Consider the following 19281-nt stretch of genomic DNA (forward strand, 5'->3'; position numbering starts at 1 on the left):
TCGTGCCGCCCCGCCCCACCCGGCACCTGCCCCCGTCGCCAGCCTCTAGGCTTGGAACGAACCGTGCCCGAGCCGCCCCCGTGAGGTGTCCTGTGTCCCCGCGCCGCAACCGCCCCCGTGGCGGCGAGAGTCCCGACGAGCACCCCGGTACGGCGCTGGGGCGGTACGGCGGGGGAGGGGCGACCGAGAGCTGGCAGGGCGAGGAGTGGTCGATGCGCCCGGTGAGCGGCGCGAGCGCCCAGGGCAAGCGGTACCGCTGCCCCGGCTGCGACCAGGAGATCCCCTCCGGCGTCCCGCACCTCGTCGCCTGGCCCGAGTTCGGCGGCATCGAGGACCGCAGGCACTGGCACAAGGCCTGCTGGAACGCGAAGGACCGCCGCACCACCCGGGTGCAGCGGTCCAGGAACGCGCCGCGTTACTGAGCGGCGGGCGGCCGGCGGTTCAGACGTCGCGCCGGTCCAGCGCGAGGTAGGCCCCGCCCATGGCCACGGCCGCGATGCCCAGCATCAGCAGCAGGGGCTCCCAGCCGGACGGGCCGGTCTCGGTGACCACCGAGCCGTACAGCGCGCCGAGCTGGTTGGGGATCGAGTACTCGAACAGGACGCGCTGGAGACCGCGCAGGCTGTCGGAGAACATGAACAGCGCGAGGACCAGCGGCAGCAGCACCACGGCGATCATGACCGTGATGGCGCCGGCGGAGTGCCGGATGATCGCGCCGACCGCCAGCGACACCAGGCCGAGGGCCGCGATGTAGAGACCGACCCCCACGGTGGCGCGCAGCCACACCGAGCCGGAGTCGACGCCACCGCCCACGATCGCCGTCTGGAACGCCGCGACGGCCATGGCCGTCACCGTGGTGATGACGAAGGCGAGCAGGAAGAAGACGATCGCCTTCGCCGTCAGCACCCTGGCCCGGCTCGGGCAGGCGGTCAGCGTCGTACGGATCATGCCGGTGCTGTACTCGGAGCCGATGGTCAGCACGCCGAGGGTGATCACACAGATCGAGCCCAGCAGCACCCCGAAGAAGCCGAGGGACACGACCGGCTGGCCGGCCAGGTCGGTGTCGGCGGCGGCGACCAGCAGCGCGGACGTCAGCCCGATCGCGACCATCAGCACGATCATGACGCCCAGGGTCCACATCGTGGAGCGGACGGAGCGGATCTTCGTCCACTCCGACGCGACCGCGTCGCCGAGCGTGGCCTGGCGGATCGGGATGGGCGACTCGTAGTACCCCGGCAGGCCGCCCGGCACGTACGGCTGCGGCTGCTCGTGGGCCTGCGGGGCGGCCGGCGTCGTCATCGGGAGTCCTCGCTGGTCTGCTCCCCGGCCGGTGCGGCGGGGGAGGGGGCGGCAGCGACCGGGAGCGGCGCGGCGGCCGGGCCGGGGGTCGCGTACGGGTTCTGGCCGGGCGGCGGCGGGGCGTACCAGCTCTGCTGCGCGGCGTGGACCGGCCGGGGCTGCTGCCCGTGGCCGGGCGCGGCTCCGTAACCGCCCTGGGTGTCCCCGTACGCCGCCTGCGGGGGTTCCTGGAGCCCCGCCCTGGCGTCGTCCGTCGAGCGGTAGTCCACGACGCCCTGCGTCATCCGCATGTACGCCTCCTCCAACGAGGCCCGGTGTGGCGACAGCTCCCAGAGCCGTACATCGGCCCCGTGGGCCAGGTCGCTGATCCTCGGCAGCGGGAGGCCGGTGACGCGCAGGGCGCCGTCCGGCTCGGACAGCACGCTGCCGCCCGCCTCGATGAGCGAGGACGTCAGCTTCTCCCGCTCCTCGGGGCTGCTCGAAGGGACCCGGACCCGGGCGAAGTCGGCGGAGTTCGCCGAGATGAAGTCGGTGACGCTCATGTCGGAGAGGAGCCGGCCCCGGCCGATCACGATCAGGTGGTCGGCGGTGAGGGCCATCTCGCTCATCAGATGGCTGGAGACGAAGACCGTGCGCCCCTCCGCCGCGAGCGTCTTCATCAGGTTGCGGACCCAGTGGATGCCCTCGGGGTCGAGACCGTTGACCGGCTCGTCGAAGAGCAGCACCTGCGGGTCGCCGAGCAGCGCCGCCGCGATCCCGAGCCGCTGCCCCATGCCGAGCGAGAAGCCGCTGGAGCGCCGCTTGGCGACGTCCTGGAGCCCGACGACACCCAGCACCTCATCCACCCGCCGGGCCGGGATGCCGGCCAGCTGGGCCAGCGACAGCAGGTGGGTGCGGGCCGTCCGCCCGCCGTGCACGGCCTTGGCGTCCAGCAGCGCGCCCACCTGGCGCGGCGCGTTCGGCAGGCTCCGGTAGGGGTGCCCGCCGATCGTCACCCGGCCCGCCGTCGGCCGGTCCAGGCCGAGGATCATCCGCATGGTCGTGGACTTGCCCGACCCGTTGGGACCGAGGAAGCCGGTGACGGCCCCCGGCCGCACCTGGAAGGAAAGGTCGTCCACGGCCGTCTTCGCGCCGTAGCGCTTGGTCAGGCCGACTGCCTCGATCATGCTCCAGCCCCATCGACTCACTCTGTCGTTCGGGGCTCGGCCCACCTGGCCGCACACCCCCGTAAGAGTTAGGAGGATAACCAGGCGCCGACGGTTCCGGCCAAGTTCCGCACAGCCTGCGAGCGGGCCGCTACGCGTCCCGCTTCCGCAGGACCAGGTAGCCGCCGAGCACCGCCGCCACCACCCAGGCGACCATGATCGCCAGACCGGCCCAGGGTCCGTACGGCGACGGGTCGCTGCCCATCGCCTCCGGAACGACCTGCATGATCTTCGACCCGGCCTGGTCGGGGAAGTACCGGGCGACGTCCTTGGCGTACGGCACCGCGCTCAGGATCTGCGAGACCAGGAAGAAGAACGGCATCAGGATGCCCAGCGACAGCATGGAGCTGCGCAGCATCGCCGCGACGCCCATGGAGAAGATCGCGATCAGCCCCATGTAGAGGCCGCCGCCGACCACCGCGCGCAGCACGTTGTCCGCGCCGAGGTCGGTGCCACGGTCGCCCAGCAGGGCCTGCCCGAGGAAGAACGACACGAAGCTGGTGAGCAGGCCGACGACGAGCGCCAGCGCCCCGGCCACCGCGATCTTGCTGAAGAGGAGCGTCCCGCGCTGCGGCACGGCCGCCAGCGACGTGCGGATCATGCCGGAGCTGTACTCCGTACCGACCACGAGCACCCCGAACACGACCATGGCGAGCTGGCCCAGGACCATCCCGGAGAAGCTGACGAACGTCGGGTCGAAGGTGGCCTGCTCGGCCTCGGAGAGGTCGTCGAAGGTGGCGTTCAGCAGGGCGCTCAGAGCCGCACCCAAGGCGACCGTGACGGCGAACGCGCTGATGAGCGTCCAGGTGGTGGAGGAGACCGTACGGATCTTGGTCCACTCCGAGTTCAGGACAGCGGGTACCGAAGCCATCGTCAGGCCCCCTTCTTCTCGGTGCCTTCGGCGGTTCCGGGGGAGACCGGGCCACCCGGCTGGTTCCAGCTCTCGCCCCAGCCCGCCCCCACCGTCGGCGGAGGTTCGGCGCCGCCCGGTCCGGAGTGGGCGTGGTACTCCACGGAACCGGCGGTCATCTGCATGAACGCCTCCTCCAGGGAGGCCCGCTGGGAGCTCAGCTCGTGCAGCACCACCTGGTGACGCGCCGCCAGTTCGCCGAGCTCCTCGGTGGAGGCGCCGTCGATCTCCAGGGAGCCGCGGTCCGCCTCGACGGCGGTGAAGCCCTCCTGGTGCAGCACGTCCCGCAGCCGCTCCTGCTGCGGCGAGCGCAGCCGGACGTAGCTGCGGGAGTTCTCATGGATGAAGTCGGCCATCGAGGTGTCGGCGAGCAGCCTGCCCTGGCCGATCACGATCAAATGGTCGGCGGTCAGAGCCATTTCGCTCATCAGGTGCGAGGAGACGAAGATGGTCCGGCCCTCGGCGGCGAGCGCCTTCATCAGGTTGCGGATCCAGTGGATGCCCTCGGGGTCCAGTCCGTTGACCGGTTCGTCGAACATCAGGATCTCGGGATCGCCCAGCAGGGCCGACGCGATGCCGAGGCGCTGGCCCATGCCGAGCGAGAAGCCCTTGGACTTCTTCTTCGCCACCGCGCTCAGACCGACGGTGTCGAGCACCTCGTCGACCCGGCTGCGCGGGATGCGGTTGCTCTGCGCCAGGCAGAGCAGGTTGTTGTACGCGCTGCGGCCGCCGTGCATCGACTTGGCGTCGAGCAACGCCCCGATGTACTTCAGGGGTTCCCGCAGTTCGTGGTAGTGCTTGCCGTCGATGCGCACCGTACCGCTGGTCGGGTTGTCCAGATCGAGCATCATGCGCATGGTGGTGGACTTGCCCGCCCCGTTGGGGCCCAGGAAACCGGTCACCATGCCCGGTCTGACCTGGCACGTCAAATGGTCGACGGCAACCTTGCTGCCGAATCGCTTGGTCAGTCCCTCGAGCTCGATCATGCGGACACGCTAGAACGGCCGCGCGCCCGGCGCCACCACAAAGGCGGAACCGGGCGCGCGGAAGGAACCGCTCCGGGGTTCAGCGGGTCTGCTGGGCCGGAACACCGCGCTGGGCGGGCTCGTCGTCCACCGGGGAGCCGGCGGCGGCCACCGCGGCACCGGTCAGCGTCGCCAGCATCTCGCGGACGTTGGTCAGCTGCGCGTTGATCGAGTCGCGGCGGTTGGTGAGCGCCGCCAGCTCGCGCTCGGACTCGCTGCGGATCCGGTCGGCCTTGGCGTTGGCGTCGGCCACGATGTCCTCGGCCTGGCGCTGCGCGGTCTCCACCGTCTGACGGGCCCGGCGCTCGGCGTCCGTACGGAGCTTCTCGGCCTCCAGGCGGAGCTGCTCGGCGCGGTGCTCGATCTCGGCGAGGCGCTTCTCGGCCTTGGCCTGGCGGGAGGCCAGGTCGCGCTCCGACTGCTCGCGGCGCTTGGCGAGGTTCGTCTCGAAGTCGGCGGCTGCCTGCGCGGCCTTGGCGCGGGTCTCCTCGAAGAGGGCGTCCGCCTCCTCGCGCTTCTGCTGGGCGTCCTTCTGGGCGTCGGAGCGCAGCGTGTTCGCCTCGCCCTGCGCCTTCTCGACGATGCGGACGCCCTCGTCCTCGGCCTTCGACTTGCGCTCGGCCGCGAAGGACTCCGCGTCGTTGCGCACCTGCTGGGCGGCCGACTCGGCCAGCTCGCGGTGCTGCTCGGCGGCCCGGCGGGCCTCCTCACGCAGGTCCTTGGCCTCCTCCTCGGCGAGGCGGAGAATCTTCTCGACGCGCGCACCGAGCCCGGCGTACGACGGCTCGGCGTCGTTCACCTGGGCCTGGGCGTTCTGCGTTTCGAGGTGGAGCTCCTCGATGCGCTTTTCCAGAGACGTGATGCGGGCCAGGGCACTATCGCGGTCGGCGACGAGCTTGGTGATGCGGTCGTCCACCTGACCGCGGTCGTAACCACGTCGCACGAGCTCGAAGCCGAAGGGGGAGGAAGGGTCACTCATGGGGTTCCTGTCGAATGAGACCGGTTGAGGTGATAGGGGAATCCTAGGGGCCATAGCGGCGTGTCAGCGTGTAGATACTGGTTTGATCTGGAGAATGACACCCCTTTTGAGTGGCTGACCCCCGGAGTGCTTGCCACTCGAAGGGTTGAATGTCCATGACGAAGCACGCGCCCCGAACGCCTGCTCTCTCCCCCGTCGTCCGCCCGGTCCCCCGTAGACCTGCTATCTCTCCGACGACTTGCCCCCCGATCGGGTGCCCGCCGTCGCGGGTGCCTTGGCACCCCCGGCCGGTCCGCCGGCCGGTTTCCCGCCCCCGCCGGGAGCCTCGAAAGACTCCAACGCCTCCAGCACGTCCTGGACACGGGAGATCTCGGTATTGATGTCCTTGCGCCTGCGCACCAGGACATCCAGCTCGCGCTTGCCCTCGGCGACCGTCTTCTCCGCCTCGGCCGCCGCGTCGGCCCGCAGCTTCTCCGCCTCGCGGATCAGCCCGGCCTTCTTGGTCTCGGCCTCCTTCAGCAGTGACTCGGCCCGCTTCACCGCGGCGATCCGGACCTTGCTCGCCTCCGAATTGGCCTCCGCCAGCAGATCCTTGGCCTTCGCCTCGGCCTCGGCGCGCTGGTCGGTCGCCGCCTTCATCAGGTGGTCGACCCGCTCGCCCGCGGTCTTCATCTGCTCGGACGTCTCCCGGCGGGCCCGCTCGTGGAGCTCCTCGATCTCGCTCTCCAGCCGGGCCCGCAGCTCCTCGGCCCGCTCCCGGATCGCCGTCGCGTCGCGTCGGGCGCCGACCAGCAGCTCGTCGGCGTCCGTACGGGCCCGCTCCACCAGGGTGTTGCCCTCGACGGTCGCGTCCGAGGTGATCCGCTGAGCCTCCTTGCGGGCCGCGCCGACCATCGTGTCGGCCTGCCCCTCCGCCTCGGTGGCCGTACGCAGCGCCTCTTCGCGCGCCTTGTTGATGAGCTGGTCCGCCTGCTCGGCCGCGTCCGCCCGGCGTTTGGCCGCCGCCTCGCGCGCCTCGTCCAGCATCCGGTCCGCCTCGCCGCGGGCCTCGGCGCGCAGCTCCTCGGCCGCCGACTCCGCCTCGGCGCGCAGCCGTTCGGCCTCCTCGTGGGTGCGGGCGGCGTGCTCCTGCGCGGAGCTGAGCCGCTCGGCCGCCTCGCCCCGCAGCCGCTCCGCCTCCTCGCCCGCCTCGGCCAGCAGCCGGTCGGCCTGCTCGGTGGCCTCCTTGCGGCGCCGGCCGGCCTCCGCGGTGGCCTCGACGACGAGCTGCTCGGACGCCTGGGCGGCCTCGGCGCGGACGCGCTCGCTCTCGGTCGTCGACTCGGCCATGAGCCGGTCCGACTGGGCCGCCGCCTCCGAACGGATCCGGTTGGCGTCCTGCCGGGCCTCGGCCCGGGCCTTCGACGCGTCCTGCTCCGCCGAGGTGAGGGCGTCGGACGCCTCCGTACGTACCCGCTGGCTGTACTCCGAGGTGTCCGCGCGCAGCCGCTCGGACTCGGTGATCGCGTCGGAGACCGTCCGCTCGGCCAGCGCCTTCGCGGCCTCGGTCTCCTCGTGGGCCTCCCGGCGGAGCCGGGCCGCCTCCTCGGTGGCCTCCTGCCGCAGGCGGCTCGCGTCCTCGGAGGCGCGGTCCCGCTCGGCGTGGGCGTCGGAGCGGACCCGGTCCGCCTCCTCCTGCGCCTCGGTGCGGGTGCGCTCCGCGACATGCTCCGCGGTCGAGCGCAGCCCGGCGATCTCCTCCTCGGCCTGCTCCTGGAGACCGGCGACGGAGTCCCGGACCTGCTGGGCGGTCTGCTCGGCCGCCGAGACCAGCTCATTCGCCCGGGCGTCCGCCTCCTCGACCAGCCGCTGCGCCTCGGCCTGCGCCTCCTCCACCCGCTTGCGGGCGGAGGCCAGCAGCTCCTCGCTCTGCTCGCGGGCCCGCTCGCGCTCCTGGCCGGCCTCGGTACGGGCCGCGCCGAGGATCTCCTCGGCCTCCCGGCGGCGGCGGGACGCCTCCTCCTGGGCGGCCTCCAGCGCCTCGGCCGCCTCGGTGGCGACCCGCTCGGCGGCGGCCGCCGCCTCGGCCCGCACCCGGTCGGCGCTCTCCTTGGCCTCGGTCCTGAGCCGCTCGGCCTCGGTGGCCGCATCGGTGCGCAGCCGTACGGCGACGTTCTCGCCCTCGGCACGGGACTGCGAGGCGTCCGCCGCGGCCTCGTCGCGCAGCCGCTCCGCCTCCGCCCCGGCCTGTTCGGTCAGCGTACGGACGCGCTCGGCGGCCTCGGCGCGCTGCCGCTCCGCCTCTTCGTTCGTCTCGCGGCGGATGCGCTCCGCCTCCGTACGCGCCTCGCCCAGCGCCTCTTCGGCGGCGGCGAGCCGGGTCTCGGCCTCGGTGCGCAGCCGGTTCAGCTCGGCGGCGGCCTCGGTCTGCCGGGCGGCGACCGCGCGCTCGGTCTCCTCGCGCAGCCCGGCCGCTCCCCGCTCCGCCTCGGCCGTGGTGGCCGTCGCCTGCTCCTCGGCCTCGGCCCGCAGCTTCTCCGCCTCGGCGCGGGTGCGCTCCAGCGTCTCCTCGGCCTGCTTGCGCAGGATGGCCGCGCGCTCGGCGGCCTCGGCGCGGACGCGCTCGCTCTCGCCGCTCGCCTTGGTGCGCAGCTCGTCCGCGTCGGAGCGCGCCTTGGTCAGCAGCTCCTCGGCGGTACGGGCGCCCTCCTCCAGCTGCTGGACCGCCTCGCGGCGGGCCTCGCCCCGGATGCGCTCGCCCTCGGCGACCGCCTCGGCGCGCAGCTGCTCGGCCTCGCCGCGGAGCCGGCGCGCCTCCTCCTGGAGCTCGACCGTCTTGGCCCGGTACTCCTTGGTGTCGTCCTTGGCGGCGCCCTTGAGCTCGTCGGCCTGCTCGGCGGCCTCGCCGCGCAGCCGGTCCGCCTCGGCCTCCGCCTCGCGGCGGATCCGCTCGGCCTCCTCGCTCGCGGCCTTCGTCGTCGACCGCGCGTCCTCGGATGCCTTGGTCAGCACCTCCTCGGCGCTGCGGGCGGCCTTGGCGAGCTGGGCCGCGGCGTCCTCGGCAGCGGCCGTACGGGCCTTCTCGGCCGCCTCGGCGACCAGCCGACCGGCCTCGGCGCGGGCGTCGACGAGGGCCTGCTCGGCCTCCTCCTTGAGCGCCTCGGCACTCTTGGTGGCCTCGCCGACCAGCCGGGCGATCTCCGACTTGGCCGTACGGGTGCGCTGCTCGTTCTGGGACTCGGAGGCGGCCAGCTTCCTGGCGGCGGCGTCCTTCGCCTCCGCGAGGACCTTCTCGGCCTCCAGGCGGGACTCCCGCAGCCGGGTCTCCGCCTCCTGGATCCGCTGCTCGGCGGCCCGGTTCAGTTCGGCCGTCTGCTGGCGGGTCTGCGCGGTCTCGGCGGTGGTGCTGGAGCGCAGCTGCTCCGCGTGGCTGGTCGCCTCCTGGGCCTGCGCCGAGGCGGCGCCCAGCATGCGCTCGGCGTCCTTGCGGGCGCGCAGCAGGATCGCCTCGGCCTCGGCCCGGGCCGTCTCGGCCTCCGAGCCGGCGCGCCGACGGGTCTCCTCGGCCAGCCGGGCGGTCTCGGCCCGCGCGGCGGCCAGGGCCTGTTCGGCCTCGGCGCGCGACTCGTCCAGCAGCCGGCGGGCCTGCGACTCGGTGCGGGCCCGCAGCTGTTCGGCCCAGGCGACGTTCTCGTTGACGTGCGACTCGACGGTCTGCCGACGCTCGGCCAGCTCCTGGTCGAGCTGCTGCCTGCGCTGGACGGCCTCGTTGTGCAACTCCGCCTGGAGGCGCGCCTGGTGCTCGGCGTGCTCCTGGAGTATGCGCTGCGTCCGGGCGCGTGCCTCGCGCAGCTCGCGCTCGGCGTCGCTGCGCAGCTGCTCGGCCTGGATCTGCGCGTTCCGCAGCATCTGTTCGGCCTGGTAGCCCATGTCCGCGCTGTCGTAGGCGGGACGGGTGGCCAGAGTGCGCCGGGCCTCGTGCAGCTTGGCGCGCAAGACCTCGACCTGGTAGCCGAGGTCCTCGGCGTGCTGGACGGCCTTCTCCCGGTCGGTCCTCAGCCGGTCCATCTCGGCTTCGAACCGCGAGAGATGGTCGTCTTCAGCTCGGTGGCTCTGCTGGCTTTCGTAGCCCCGCACTGCGCGGTCCCATCCTTCCCCGAGCTCTCAACGTAGTTCGAGCAGGGGAGACCCCAACCCTGGTCGCAACTCCGTACACGAGTACCGCTCGCCGGCGAGCGGTCCCCCGGGGAATGGTGACAGACAAACGACGGGGACGCGGTGCGGCCCCGACCCGGCCCCGGCCCGGAACCGCCCACTCTACCGGGCCTGGTATCCGCCGGGTCGGTGCTCCGGGCTGCTCGTGACCAGTTCGGTGAGGACGCCGTGGCAGTCCTTGGGGTGCAGGAACGTGATCCGGGACCCCATCGAACCCGTCCTGGGCTCGTCGTACAGCACCCGGACGCCCTTCTCGCGGATGTCCGCGGCGTCCCCGTCGACATCGGCCGTACCGAAGGCGATGTGGTGGACGCCCTCCCCGTTCTTCGCCAGCCACTTGCCCACGGCCGAGTCCTCGCGGGTCGGCTCCAGGAGCTGGAGGTAGGAGGCCCCGCCGTCCGAGGTCTCGTTGATCTTGAGCATGGCCTCCCGGACGCCCTGCTCCTCGTTGATCTCGCTGTGGAACACCTCGAATCCGTACGTGGCACGGTAGAACTCCACCGTCTTGTCCAGGTCGAAACAGGCGATTCCGATGTGATCGATACGCGTCAGCATGGAGTCAGCATGGCTCCGCGCCACCGCTCCCGCCACGGTTACGCAACGTGCGCGCCGTCACACCGGCTGCCGGATGACGGGCGCGGTACCGCTCAGTACATTCAGGTAAACCCTCGTTCACATCCGATCCCAAGGGGCCGAGCCCATGCCAGCAACGACCGGTACCACCACCTCAGTGATCGTCGCGGGCGCCCGGACGCCCATGGGCCGTCTCCTCGGCTCGCTCAAGAGCTTCTCCGCGGCCGACCTCGGCGGCTTCGCGATCAAGGCGGCCCTGGACCGGGCCGGCATCGGCGGCGACCAGGTCCAGTACGTGATCATGGGCCAGGTGCTCCAGGCCGGCGCGGGCCAGATCCCCGCCCGCCAGGCCGCCGTCAAGGCCGGCATCCCGATGAACGTGCCCGCGCTCACCATCAACAAGGTGTGCCTCTCCGGGCTCGACGCCATCGCCCTGGCCGACCAGCTCATCCGCGCCGGGGAGTTCGACGTCGTGGTCGCGGGCGGCCAGGAGTCCATGACCAACGCCCCGCACCTGCTGCCCAAGTCCCGTGAGGGCTACAAGTACGGCGCGATCGAGATGCTGGACTCGATGGCGTACGACGGTCTCACCGACGCGTACGAGAACATCCCCATGGGCGAGTCCACCGAGAAGCACAACAGCCGCCTGGGCCTCGACCGCACCGCCCAGGACGAGATCGGCGCCCTCTCCCACCAGCGGGCCGCCGCCGCGCAGAAGAACGGGATCTTCGAGGCCGAGATCACCCCGGTGGAGATCCCGCAGCGCAAGGGCGAGCCGGTCGTCTTCGCCAAGGACGAGGGCATCCGCGCCGAGACGACCGTGGAGTCCCTCGGCAAGCTGCGCCCCGCCTTCACCAAGGACGGCACGATCACCGCCGGCACCTCCTCGCAGATCTCCGACGGCGCCGCGGCGGTCGTCGTCATGAGCAAGGCCAGGGCGCGGGAGCTGGGCCTGGAGTGGATCGCCGAGATCGGCGCCCACGGGAACGTCGCGGGCCCGGACAACTCCCTCCAGTCGCAGCCCTCGGGCGCCATCCGCCACGCCCTGAAGAAGGACGGTCTGGGCGTCGAGGACCTCGACCTGATCGAGATCAACGAGGCGTTCGCCGCCGTCGCCGTCCAGTCCATGAAGGACCTCGGCGTCAGCTCGGACAAGGTCAACGTCAACGGTGGCGCCATCGCGCTCGGCCACCCGATCGGCATGTCCGGCGCCCGGGTCGTCCTGCACCTGGCCCTGGAGCTGAAGCGGCGCGGCGGCGGCACCGGAGCGGCGGCGCTGTGCGGCGGCGGCGGCCAGGGCGACGCGTTGATCATCCGCGTGCCGGGCAAGTAACACCGTACGGATACGAGGCAAGGCGAACGGAGCGGTGAACGTGGACGTGGACGTCCCCACGCTGGTCGAGCAGGCGCGAGCAGGCAGGCCGCGTGCGGTGGCCCGGCTCATCTCGCTGGTGGAGGGGGCGTCCCCGCAGCTGCGCGAGGTGATGGCCGCGCTGGCCCCGCTGGCCGGCCACGCCTACGTCGTCGGGCTGACCGGCTCGCCGGGCGTCGGCAAGTCCACCTCCACCTCGGCTCTGGTCTCCGCCTACCGCCGGGCGGGCAAGCGGGTCGGCGTCCTGGCCGTCGACCCGTCCTCGCCGTTCTCCGGCGGGGCGCTGCTCGGCGACCGGGTCCGGATGTCGGACCACGCCTCCGACCCCGGCGTCTACATCCGCTCCATGGCCACCCGGGGCCACCTGGGCGGCCTCGCCTGGTCGGCTCCGCAGGCGATCCGGGTGCTGGACGCGGCGGGCTGCGACGTGGTCCTCGTCGAGACGGTCGGCGTCGGCCAGTCCGAGGTGGAGATCGCCTCCCAGGCCGACACGTCCGTCGTCCTGCTCGCGCCGGGCATGGGCGACGGCATCCAGGCGGCCAAGGCCGGAATCCTGGAGATCGGCGATGTCTACGTGGTCAACAAGGCCGACCGCGACGGCGCCGACGCCACCGCCCGCGAGCTGAACCACATGCTGGGCCTCGGCCAGTCCCGCGGCCCCGGCGACTGGCGCCCCCCGATCGTGAAGACGGTCGCCGCCCGGGGCGAGGGCACCGACGAGGTCGTGGAGGCCCTGGAGAAGCACCGCGCCTGGATGGAGGAGCACGGCGTCCTGGCCGAGCGCCGCGCGGCCCGCGCGTCCCACGAGGTCGAGACGATCGCGGTCACCGCCCTCCGGGAGAAGATCGCCGACCTGCGCGGCGACCGCCGGCTCCGCGCCCTGGCGGAACGCATCGTGGCGGGGGATCTGGACCCGTACGCGGCGGCCGATGAGCTGGTGGCGGGGTTGACGGGGGAGGGGTGAGGGCTTCGGCTCGATCGCCGTACGCCCTTCGCCGACTGCCCGCTCGGCCCGGCGGGCGGCTGCCACGCACCTCTGGGCGACTTCCTCCCGTACGCCTCGGGTACCTCGTACGGAGACTCCCGGTGCGGGCCCTGCCGGCGCGAACTCCGGCAGGGCCCGCCGCGTGGGCCGACGGGCGCCGACCGGAGAGCGCGTTCGGGTTGCGTGCGTCGTCCGGATTGGCTTGAACACGTTTCCGGGTGCGGGACGCCGTCCGTGAACACTCCGGAACGGACCGGGAAACAGCGAGGAACGGCCCCGTATCGCAGCTGCGATACGGGGCCGTTCCTGCTCGGAGATGTCGCGCGGCGGGCGGTCAGCCGTCGTCGCCGTCGCGGTCGTCGTCCCGGTCGTCGCGGTCGTCCGCGCCGTCGTCCCGGTCGTCGTCGTGCTGGTCCACGGTGACCTTGCCGGTCTTCGCGTCGACGTTCAGTTCGTGCTGCTTGCCGTCCTTGCCGGCGATGTCGACGCCCCAGCGCAGGACGCTGCCCTTGCTGCCGCTCTCGTCGTCATCGTCGTCCAGGTCGATCGACGTGACGGTGCCCGGCGCGCTCTTCAGGGCCGCTTGTGCCGCCTGGTCCAGGGTGACGGTGGAGGAGCGGGGCGCGTTGCGGTCGCGGTCGTCGTTGCCGTCGTCGCGGGTCCTGAGGACCTTGCCGCTGGTGGCGTCCACCGTCACGTCGTGCCAGGCCTTGTCGGAGCCGTACACGTCGAGCTCCCAGACCGTACGGGCCTTGGCGTCGTCATCGTCGTCGTCCAGCCCGGCCTCGGTGACCGTGCCGGGGGCGCTCTTCAGCGCCGCTGCCACGGCCTGGTCCAGGGTGATACGGGTGTTCTCGGCGACGTCGGAACGGTCGTCCGAGCGGTCGTCGTCGCGGTCGTCGGAGCGGTCGGTGCCCGCCGGCTGCTGCCGGCTCGACGTGCCGGACCGGCCGTCGTTGTCGTCGTCCGCGAAGGCGACGGTGGCGGCGCCCGTGCCGCCGATGAGAACGGCCGCGGTGATCGCCGCGATGGTGATGTTGCGCTTCATGAGGTTCCTCCCCGAGAGCTGCTGTGCTGTTCGACGGGTTCCACACTGCCGACCTGTTGCTGAACGCAGCCTGAAGTCACCTGAAGGCGTCTTCAGGTGGAGTTTGCGAGGCTGTGCGCATGCGCCTGTTGATCGTGGAGGACGAGAAGCGCCTCGCGGTGTCCCTGGCCCGGGGACTCACCGCCGAGGGCTTCGCCGTGGATGTCGTGCACGACGGGGCGGAGGGGCTGCACCGGGCGAGCGAGGGCGGCTACGACCTGGTGATCCTCGACATCATGCTGCCCGGCATGAACGGCTACCGGGTCTGCGGGGCCCTGCGTGCCGCCGGGCACGAGGTGCCGATCCTCATGCTCACCGCCAAGGACGGCGAGTACGACGAGGCCGAGGGGCTGGACACCGGCGCCGACGACTACCTGACCAAGCCCTTCAGCTACGTCGTCCTCGTCGCCCGGGTCCGCGCCCTGCTGCGCCGCCGAGGGGCCGGGACCGCGGCGCCCGTGCTGACCGTCGGCGCGCTGCGCATCGACACCGCCGCCCGCCGTGTCCACCGGGGTGAGGACGAAGTCACCCTCACCGCGAAGGAGTTCGCGGTGCTGGAGCAACTCGCCCTGCGCGCTGGGCAGGTGGTGAGCAAGGCGGAGATCCTGGAGCACGTCTGGGACTTCGCCTACGACGGCGACCCCAACATCGTCGAGGTCTACATCTCCACCCTGCGCCGCAAGTTGGGCGCCTCCTCCATCCGTACGGTGCGCGGCGCCGGCTACCGGCTGGAGGCGCGATGAGGTCCGTACGGGCCAGGGCCGCCATCGGCGCCACCCTGGTGGTCGCCGTCGCCCTGGTCGCCGCCGGGCTGGCCGTGCTCCACGTCCTGCGGGCCAACCTGATCGACCAGGCGGACCTCCAGGCGGAGGTGGCGGCCCGGGAGGTGGCCGGAGAGCTCGCCCTGGACACCCCCTTCGCCGATCTGGACCTGGACGGCGAGGACGACCAGCCGGTCCAGGTGACGGACGAGGAGGGGCGGGTGGTGTTCGTGTCCCAGGGGCTGCGGGCCATCTCCGGGACCGGTTCGCCGGGCGTCAGCCCCGTACCCTCCGCCTCGGCCGGCGCCACCCCGTCACCCGGCGACGACGATGACGACGATGACGGGGGCGCCGACAGCGGTCGGCCCGGCCGGGGCGAGGTCTCCACCGACGACCCGGACTTCTCCGACGGCACCGCCACCGTGGACGGGAAGCGGGCCGACTACCGGTTCGCCGCCGTCGAGGCGACCACCTCCGCCGGAACCACCCTGACCGTCCACGCGGGCGCCCCGCGCGCCGCCGAGCAGGAGGCGGTCGACACCGTACGCGGGGCCATGCTGACCGGGCTGCCGATCCTGCTGGCCGTCGTCGCCGGGGTGACCTGGCTGGTGACCCGGCGCGCGCTGCGGCCCGTGGAGGGCATCCGCCGCGAGATGGCCGCGATCACCGCGTCCGAGGACCTGGCCCGCCGGGTGCCGGAGCCCGACTCGCGCGACGAGATCGCCCGCCTCGCCCGGACGACCAACGAGACGCTCAGCGTCCTGGAGGCGTCCGTGGACCGGCAGCGGCGGTTCGTCGCGGACGCCTCGCACGAGCTGCGTTCCCCGATCGCCTCGCTCCGCACCCAGTTGGAGGTCGCCGAGGCCCATCCGGAGCTGCTCGACCTCCCGGGCGCGGTCGCCGACACCGTACGCCTCCAGGTGCTGGCGGCCGACCTGCTGCTGCTCGCCCGGCTGGACGCGGGGGAGAGGCCCGGAGCCGCGCGGCTGGAGGTGGGGGCGCTGGTCCGCGAGGAGGTGTCCCAGCGGGCCGGGGACCGGATCGCGGTGACCGTGGAGGTGGCCGAGGGCGCGGCGTACGAGGTGACCGGGTCGCGCGGGCAGCTGGTCCGGGTGGTCGGCAACCTGCTGGACAACGCCCAGCGGCACGCCGAGGGCCTGGTCGCCGTCTCCGTGGCGGCGGACGCCGGCGGGGTGCGGGTGGAGGTCCGCGACGACGGGGCGGGTGTTGCGGAGGGCGAGCGGGAGCGGATCTTCGAGCGGTTCGTCCGGCTGGACGACGCCCGCAGCCGCGACGACGGCGGCGCGGGTCTCGGCCTCGCCATCGCCCGGGACGTGGCCACGCGCCACGGCGGGACGCTCACGGTCCACCCCGCCCCGGAAGGTGGCGCGGCGTTCCGGCTGTGGCTGCCGCGCGCGACGTGAGGGGCACCGGGAGGGCCCGTGATGTCTCCGAGGGGCGCCGGGAGGGCCCGGTGCCCTTCGGAGACGTAACCCCTACGGTTTTCCGCGCCGCCCTCGCAGATGCTCCGCGATCGGCGTCAGCGCCGCGTGCAGCTCCGTGAGCGCCTCCGGGGAGAGCAGGTCCATGAAGTGGTTGCGCACCGATTCCACATGGTGCGGGGCGACCTTGCGCATGGTCTCCGCGCCCAGCTCGGTGAGGACCGCGAAGAGCCCCCGCCGGTCCGACTCGCAGTGGATACGGCGGACCAGGCCGGCCGTCTCCATCCGGGTGATCTGGTGCGAGAGCCGGCTCTTGGACTGCAGGGTGGCGGCGGCGAGGTCGCTCATCCGCATCCGCTGTTCGTCCGACTCGGAGAGGTTCACCAGGATCTCGTAGTCGTTCATGGTCAGGCCGAACGGCTGGAGGTCCTTCTCCAGCTGGTGCGTCAGCAGTCTGCTGACGTCCAGGTGGGTGCGCCAGGCGCACTGCTCCGTGTCGCTCAGCCAGCGGGTGGCCGTCTCGGTCTCCATATATCGATTCTACCTAAGATGTTGAAAGCCGGACGAAATTAAGGGGCGTGACGGCGGGCACCCCGGGTCCGCCGGAGTGCCGAAGGGGCCGCCGGCAAGGACCGACAGCTGGGCGCAGACGTTCGACGTCACACTCCGCAGCCTACCGCTCACAAGCCGAAGCGCCGCTGGAGGTCCCCCAGCTGGCCGGGCATGCGCGGTGTGGACCCGCCGCCCGGCGCGAACCCACCGCCGCCCGGAACGCCCGGTTCGTTCGGTACCGCACCCGTCGCCTGCTCCGCCATCAGCGCCTCGCTGGACTGGAGCAGCACCGTGCCCGCACCGACGAACTCGAACTGATGCTCCTCGCCCGACGACCCGCCGACCCCCGTCAGCGACCGGATTCCGCCCATCACGCCCGTCATGTACCCGTGGTCGTAGTGGTGGCACGGCGAGGGGCAGTCGGCCCAGCCCACCAGCGCCTGCGGGTCGACCCGCAGCGGCGGCTCCATGAAGACCACCGGCCCGTTCGACGCGGCCACGAACTTCCCGGTACCGATCAGCGTCACGAACCCCGGCACGATCGACTGCTTCAGCGCCAGCGACGGCTCGTACGCCAGCAGGTTCCCCGAGCGGATCGTCAGGTTCCCCTCCTCCAGGTCGAAGGAGTTCACATCGAAGGCCCGGTCAGCGAGCAGCATCTTCCCGCTGCCCTCGGCCACCACCCAGTCGCTCGCGTGCAGCGGCGAGTGGAAGCTGGAGCGCACCAGCCGTTCGAACCGGCCGTGCCCGATGCCGTCGAAGTTGATCTGCCCGTAGTAGGCGATCATCTTGCCCTTCTGCAGGAACCACCGGCTCCCCTTGAGCTCCACGCAGAAGGTGTAGGCGTTGACGTTGTCGTCCGACGGCAGCGTCATCGGATCGAAGATCACGGGCGTGCTCACAGCTTCTCCTCCGAGGCCTGGACGTACACCGCGCCGCTCCCGCTCAGCTCCAGCTGGAACGCCTCGCCGGAGCCGCGCCCCACCATGTCCCGCCAGCCGAGCGCGGTGGAGAGCTTGTTGCGGACCTCCCCGTGGTGGGCGACGTACGCCTGCGGGTCGACATGGACGTCCCGGCCCGGCGTGATCGGCAGCTCGATCACCCCGCCGTGCGCCATCACCGCGACCGCGCCGTGCCCCTTGAGCGTGGTGGTGAACAGGCCCTGGCCGGTCACCTGGCCGCGCACCATGCCCATCACCCCGCCCTGCGAGCCCATGAACATCGTGCCCTGCTGGAGGGACCCGTCGAAGGCGAGGAGGCGGTCGGCCTCCACGTACAGGGTGTCGCCGGCCAGGTTGATCACCTGGATGTGGTGGCCGCCGTGGCCGAACATCACCGTGCCCGACCCCTCGACCGTCATCAGCGCTGTGGCCTCCCCCGCCACCCGGCGGCCGATCATCGAGGCGAGGCCGCCCTGACCGCCCTGGATGTTCGGGGTGAAGGACACCTCGCCCCGGTAGGCGAGCATCGCGCCGCGCTGGCTGAACAGCTTCTGGCCCGGGGCCACCGTGGCCTCGACCATCTTGGAGTTGATCTCCCGGAACGGCATCAGACATCGCCCCCGACGGTGTTGCGCTCGCTCGGCTGCACGTAGACCAGGCCGTCGCCCTCGAAGCGGATCTGGAACGCCTCGCCCGAGCCCTCGCCCATCAGCGTCCGGAAGTTCACCCCGGCCTGGAAGTGCTGCTGGAGATGGCCCTGATGGGCGATGTACGCGCCGGGGTCGACCATCAGCGGATACTGCGGGGTCACCCGCAGCAGCACCGCCGTCCCGTCCGACGTGATCGCCGCCTGCCCGGTGCCCTCCACCGTGGTGGTGAACAGGCCGTTGCCGGTGGCCCCGCCCCGCAGCCCGGTGAACGTCGTCCCCGTACGCAGCCCGGCGTCGGTGGCCAGCAGATTGCTCGCCTCCACGTACAGCTTGTCGCCGTGCAGCGCGACCAGGTTGATCTCGCTCGCCCGGTCGGCGAAGTAGCAGGTGCCCTGCCCGGAGACCTCCATCACCGTCATCTGTTCGCCGGTCAGCCGGCGGGTCACCATCCCGCGGAGCCCCTCACCGCCGCCGGACACCTTCTTGAAGCTCATCCGGCCGTCGTACGCGACCATCGAGCCGTTCTTCGCCTTGACGGCATCGCCCGTCAGATCGACGGCGAGCGTCTTGCTGCCTTGGAGTCGGAACATCGCCACGCGATGAAGGTAGCCGCCCGCCCCGTGGCTCGGCCAGGTCCGGGCGAACCGTTATGCCCCTGATGCGCACCCGGGCCGGCCCTGATATGCGGCGATACGCCCGCCCGCGGTCCGGCCGGGCCCCGGCGCCGGAGGCGCACCGGAGCGATGCCACAATGGGTGCGGCTTGTGCCCGCGTTCACAAGCCCACACGACCCTCCCACCGAAGGTGCCCCTGTGGACATCAAGACCGCTTCCGCCCTGCACCGGCTGCGCCTCATCTCGATTCCCGAGGCGCTGTCCTTCCCGGCCCTGATCCTCTTCGGCTCGGTCCTCAGCCGGGTCTCGGACATCGACTTCCTGATGATGCCGCTCGGCATGATCCACGGCGTGCTCTTCGTGATCTACGCCGTGTTCCTGCTCGATGTCTGGATGAGGGCCAAGTGGCCGCTCAAGCGCGTCGCCCTCTTCTTCGTCCTGTCGCTGATCCCCTTCGGCGGACTCTACGGCGACAAGCTCCTCAAGGGGTACGAGGCCGACGGCGTCATCGCCGCCCGTGCCCGCCGCGAGGGCACGGTCAGCGCATGATCGTCGCGTTCTCGGTCTCCCCGCTCGGCGTCGGTGAGGACGTCGGCAGTTACGTCGCCGACGCGGTCCGCGTCGTCCGCGAGTCCGGGCTGCCCAACCGCACGGACGCCATGTTCACCTCCATCGAGGGCGAACGAGTGTAC

18 protein-coding genes and 1 pseudogene are annotated in these 19281 nt (G+C 72.2%); 7 read left to right on the forward strand and 12 right to left on the reverse strand.

From position 1 onward, the window contains the following. Positions 1-92: 92 nt before the first annotated feature. On the forward strand, positions 93-422 hold the full coding sequence (locus ACIQAK_RS08495; protein ID WP_366387510.1) for an ATP/GTP-binding protein: 330 nt from the start codon (positions 93-95) through the stop codon (positions 420-422). Positions 423-441: 19 nt separating this feature from the next. Here ACIQAK_RS08495 and ACIQAK_RS08500 read toward each other — a convergent pair whose 3' ends face one another. From ACIQAK_RS08500 to mce, 7 genes are all read right to left on the reverse strand, one after another. Further along, positions 442-1299, reverse strand: coding sequence for an ABC transporter permease (locus tag ACIQAK_RS08500; RefSeq protein ID WP_366387511.1), 858 nt, complete (start codon positions 1297-1299; stop codon positions 442-444). Beyond that, positions 1296-2465, reverse strand: coding sequence for an ABC transporter ATP-binding protein (locus ACIQAK_RS08505; protein ID WP_366387512.1), 1170 nt, complete (start codon positions 2463-2465; stop codon positions 1296-1298). Before ACIQAK_RS08505 ends, ACIQAK_RS08500 begins: the two co-directional genes overlap by 4 nt. 130 nt (positions 2466-2595) lie before the next feature. Next, positions 2596-3375, reverse strand: a complete 780-nt coding sequence (locus ACIQAK_RS08510; RefSeq protein ID WP_366387513.1) for an ABC transporter permease subunit — start codon at positions 3373-3375, stop codon at positions 2596-2598. A 2-nt stretch (positions 3376-3377) separates the two neighbouring features. Further along, the gene (locus ACIQAK_RS08515) at positions 3378-4400 is read right to left on the reverse strand and encodes an ABC transporter ATP-binding protein (protein ID WP_366387514.1); all 1023 of its coding nucleotides are present in this window, start codon (positions 4398-4400) and stop codon (positions 3378-3380) included. Positions 4401-4479: 79 nt separating this feature from the next. After that, positions 4480-5418, reverse strand: coding sequence for a cellulose-binding protein (locus tag ACIQAK_RS08520; RefSeq protein WP_018509889.1), 939 nt, complete (start codon positions 5416-5418; stop codon positions 4480-4482). A 222-nt stretch (positions 5419-5640) separates the two neighbouring features. Then, entirely contained in the window at positions 5641-9534 is a 3894-nt protein-coding gene (gene scy / locus ACIQAK_RS08525; RefSeq protein WP_366387515.1) for a polarized growth protein Scy, read from the reverse strand. Between the two features lie 180 nt (positions 9535-9714). Beyond that, complete coding sequence (mce, locus tag ACIQAK_RS08530) at positions 9715-10167, reverse strand: methylmalonyl-CoA epimerase (RefSeq protein WP_366387516.1); 453 nt, start codon at positions 10165-10167, stop codon at positions 9715-9717. Between the two features lie 145 nt (positions 10168-10312). Between mce and ACIQAK_RS08535 the strand changes: the two genes are divergently transcribed. Then, positions 10313-11518 (forward strand): acetyl-CoA C-acetyltransferase, encoded by a 1206-nt coding sequence (locus ACIQAK_RS08535; protein ID WP_366387517.1) that lies wholly within the window; start codon positions 10313-10315, stop codon positions 11516-11518. Positions 11519-11552: 34 nt separating this feature from the next. Next, positions 11553-12521, forward strand: a complete 969-nt coding sequence (gene meaB, locus ACIQAK_RS08540; protein WP_366387518.1) for a methylmalonyl Co-A mutase-associated GTPase MeaB — start codon at positions 11553-11555, stop codon at positions 12519-12521. A 355-nt stretch (positions 12522-12876) separates the two neighbouring features. On the opposite strand, the gene ACIQAK_RS08545 is transcribed toward meaB, so the two are convergent. Next, positions 12877-13590: a PepSY domain-containing protein gene (locus ACIQAK_RS08545; RefSeq protein WP_366387519.1), complete on the reverse strand. Its 714-nt coding sequence runs from the start codon at positions 13588-13590 to the stop codon at positions 12877-12879. Positions 13591-13709: 119 nt separating this feature from the next. Between ACIQAK_RS08545 and ACIQAK_RS08550 the strand changes: the two genes are divergently transcribed. Next, positions 13710-14372, forward strand: coding sequence for a response regulator transcription factor (locus tag ACIQAK_RS08550; protein WP_366387520.1), 663 nt, complete (start codon positions 13710-13712; stop codon positions 14370-14372). After that, positions 14369-15814, forward strand: coding sequence for a HAMP domain-containing sensor histidine kinase (locus ACIQAK_RS08555; protein WP_366387521.1), 1446 nt, complete (start codon positions 14369-14371; stop codon positions 15812-15814). Before ACIQAK_RS08550 ends, ACIQAK_RS08555 begins: the two co-directional genes overlap by 4 nt. 72 nt (positions 15815-15886) lie before the next feature. On the opposite strand, the gene ACIQAK_RS08560 is transcribed toward ACIQAK_RS08555, so the two are convergent. From ACIQAK_RS08560 to ACIQAK_RS08575, 4 genes are all read right to left on the reverse strand, one after another. Next, positions 15887-16363: a MarR family transcriptional regulator gene (locus ACIQAK_RS08560; protein WP_366387522.1), complete on the reverse strand. Its 477-nt coding sequence runs from the start codon at positions 16361-16363 to the stop codon at positions 15887-15889. Positions 16364-16512: 149 nt separating this feature from the next. After that, on the reverse strand, positions 16513-17286 hold the full coding sequence (locus ACIQAK_RS08565; protein WP_366387523.1) for an AIM24 family protein: 774 nt from the start codon (positions 17284-17286) through the stop codon (positions 16513-16515). Further along, positions 17283-17933, reverse strand: a complete 651-nt coding sequence (locus tag ACIQAK_RS08570) for an AIM24 family protein (RefSeq protein WP_366387524.1) — start codon at positions 17931-17933, stop codon at positions 17283-17285. The genes ACIQAK_RS08565 and ACIQAK_RS08570 overlap by 4 nt, the downstream gene beginning before the upstream one ends. Next, positions 17933-18565 (reverse strand): AIM24 family protein, encoded by a 633-nt coding sequence (locus tag ACIQAK_RS08575; RefSeq protein WP_366387817.1) that lies wholly within the window; start codon positions 18563-18565, stop codon positions 17933-17935. Before ACIQAK_RS08575 ends, ACIQAK_RS08570 begins: the two co-directional genes overlap by 1 nt. 222 nt (positions 18566-18787) lie before the next feature. Between ACIQAK_RS08575 and ACIQAK_RS08580 the strand changes: the two genes are divergently transcribed. Further along, entirely contained in the window at positions 18788-19138 is a 351-nt protein-coding gene (locus ACIQAK_RS08580; protein ID WP_366387525.1) for a DUF3817 domain-containing protein, read from the forward strand. Next, positions 19135-19272, forward strand: a pseudogene (locus ACIQAK_RS08585) (MTH1187 family thiamine-binding protein); the annotation flags it as partial. The gene ACIQAK_RS08580 and the pseudogene ACIQAK_RS08585, both read left to right, overlap by 4 nt. Positions 19273-19281: the final 9 nt, after the last annotated feature.

Origin of the sequence: Streptomyces sp. NPDC088706 (genome assembly GCF_044752765.1) — a bacterium.
In the GTDB taxonomy this organism is placed as follows: domain Bacteria; phylum Actinomycetota; class Actinomycetes; order Streptomycetales; family Streptomycetaceae; genus Streptomyces.

Bases quoted from the DNA above. Each gene is read 5' to 3' on its own strand.
- ACIQAK_RS08500 (WP_366387511.1), bottom strand. From the start codon at position 1,299: ATGACGACGCCGGCCGCCCCGCAGGCCCACGAGCAGCCGCAGCCGTAC.
- ACIQAK_RS08505 (WP_366387512.1), bottom strand. From the start codon at position 2,465: ATGATCGAGGCAGTCGGCCTGACCAAGCGCTACGGCGCGAAGACGGCC.
- ACIQAK_RS08510 (WP_366387513.1), bottom strand. From the start codon at position 3,375: ATGGCTTCGGTACCCGCTGTCCTGAACTCGGAGTGGACCAAGATCCGT.
- ACIQAK_RS08515 (WP_366387514.1), bottom strand. From the start codon at position 4,400: ATGATCGAGCTCGAGGGACTGACCAAGCGATTCGGCAGCAAGGTTGCC.
- ACIQAK_RS08520 (WP_018509889.1), bottom strand. From the start codon at position 5,418: ATGAGTGACCCTTCCTCCCCCTTCGGCTTCGAGCTCGTGCGACGTGGT.
- mce (WP_366387516.1), bottom strand. From the start codon at position 10,167: ATGCTGACGCGTATCGATCACATCGGAATCGCCTGTTTCGACCTGGAC.
- ACIQAK_RS08535 (WP_366387517.1), top strand. From the start codon at position 10,313: ATGCCAGCAACGACCGGTACCACCACCTCAGTGATCGTCGCGGGCGCC.
- ACIQAK_RS08545 (WP_366387519.1), bottom strand. From the start codon at position 13,590: ATGAAGCGCAACATCACCATCGCGGCGATCACCGCGGCCGTTCTCATC.
- ACIQAK_RS08550 (WP_366387520.1), top strand. From the start codon at position 13,710: ATGCGCCTGTTGATCGTGGAGGACGAGAAGCGCCTCGCGGTGTCCCTG.
- ACIQAK_RS08555 (WP_366387521.1), top strand. From the start codon at position 14,369: ATGAGGTCCGTACGGGCCAGGGCCGCCATCGGCGCCACCCTGGTGGTC.
- ACIQAK_RS08560 (WP_366387522.1), bottom strand. From the start codon at position 16,363: ATGGAGACCGAGACGGCCACCCGCTGGCTGAGCGACACGGAGCAGTGC.
- ACIQAK_RS08570 (WP_366387524.1), bottom strand. From the start codon at position 17,933: ATGCCGTTCCGGGAGATCAACTCCAAGATGGTCGAGGCCACGGTGGCC.
- ACIQAK_RS08575 (WP_366387817.1), bottom strand. From the start codon at position 18,565: ATGTTCCGACTCCAAGGCAGCAAGACGCTCGCCGTCGATCTGACGGGC.